Source organism: Sulfoacidibacillus ferrooxidans (assembly GCF_022606465.1).
GTDB classification, from domain to species: domain Bacteria; phylum Bacillota; class Bacilli; order Alicyclobacillales; family SLC66; genus Sulfoacidibacillus; species Sulfoacidibacillus ferrooxidans.
In genome coordinates, this window is record NZ_JALBUF010000054.1 from 1 (window position 1) to 1,376 (window position 1,376).

Here is a 1,376-nt window from a genome sequence, read left to right on the forward strand (position 1 = left end):
CACACGCGCTATGGCTATGATCTGCTTCACGATTTGCATACCCAAGCGCAACAAAGCAGTGAATGGATGGTGGATGATCGCGTGTTTGAACTCTCCAAAGAGGTCGCTTTGTATCATCATGAACATTTTGATGGGACAGGCTATCCTGCACAGATCCAAGGAGAACAGATTCCTGTTCTTGCGCGAGTCGTCCATATGATCGATGTGCTCGATGCGTTGCTTTCTCATCGCTCGTACAAAGAACCCAAGCCTTGGAGTGCGGTACGTTCTTGGATGATCCATCACGCGCATACGCACTATGATCCATCGATCATCGAATTTTTCATAGCGCATGAATCGGACTTGAATGCGATGTACGAGAGCACAAAAACGTCCTCCCGCTCTTCTTCATTGGATAGCTACACATGTGTGAAAAAAGTGGATTGAAAATGGAGGGTTTTTAGGGTTGACAAAACGCTAGACTGAGTGTGGAAGGGAGGTGAACGTGTGTGGGACGATTCCTCGTAAAAAAAATAAAGGCATGGATGAGCAGTGAGCAAGGTGGGTTTTTCGATGGCTCCATGTACGATTTGGGCATGGTTTTATTTTCATTGACCGCTCTGTTGCTCATAGCTGGATTGCTATATGGCGCAATTAATTCATCGACAGCTTCGATGGTTCACGTATTTTCAAATCTTTTTTAATCACAAACACCATACTGGGAGGCTTTTATGATGAAAAAAGGAATCACAATCGGGTCATTAGTACGCAGTGAACGTGGAGATACCGTAGAAAAAAACGTGAACGTGATGGCATGGGTAGGAGCGACGATCGTCCTATTCGCCATCATTGGCGGCGTGGCGTGGTACTTAATTGGCACGGGCGCTAACAACGTCAGTTCGGGCACAAAAACGGTCTATACAAGCTTGTCGTCTCAATCTGGCATGAATTCACTAGCATCCAATGCCATGGGCGGTAACACGCAAAGCTATACCAATTCGGATGGCAGTACCTTTACAGCACCAGGTTCTGGCGCAACGCAATAATCATGAAGGGCGGTCGATGATGGCCGCCCTATTTTAGTAGAAAGGAATTCTGCGATGCCAGCTAACTCGATATCCACCTTGGTTTCGATGGCGGTGAGTTTTTCATTGCTTATCCTTACTTTTTTAGCACCGACGTTGTTATTCGCGAAGATGCAAGTAGCGACAATCGCGCAAAACGCGGCTCGAACAGCTGCGATCACCCAATCAACAAGCGCTGTGCAACAAGAAATCACGCAAGACTTAGCGAGTGCGAACTTGCCTGTTACCTGGGATGGACAAACCTTATTCACCGTTCAAAACGTGCAAAGCGGTACAGGATACAATGTGCAAACCGGATCGCAAACGCCTGAA

3 protein-coding genes and 1 pseudogene are annotated in these 1,376 nt (G+C 46.9%); all 4 read left to right on the forward strand.

Features of this window, described 5'->3' with window-relative positions:
• On the forward strand, positions 1-426 hold a 426-nt coding region (locus MM817_RS16300), incomplete at its 5' end, for an HD-GYP domain-containing protein (protein WP_336605206.1).
• A 62-nt stretch (positions 427-488) separates the two neighbouring features.
• Positions 489-683: a hypothetical protein gene (locus MM817_RS16305; RefSeq protein WP_241717094.1), complete on the forward strand. Its 195-nt coding sequence runs from the start codon at positions 489-491 to the stop codon at positions 681-683.
• A gap of 30 nt (positions 684-713) precedes the next feature.
• Positions 714-1,025, forward strand: a complete 312-nt coding sequence (locus tag MM817_RS16310) for a hypothetical protein (RefSeq protein WP_241717096.1) — start codon at positions 714-716, stop codon at positions 1,023-1,025.
• Positions 1,026-1,079: 54 nt separating this feature from the next.
• Positions 1,080-1,376: pseudogene (locus tag MM817_RS16315) on the forward strand (hypothetical protein); the annotation flags it as partial.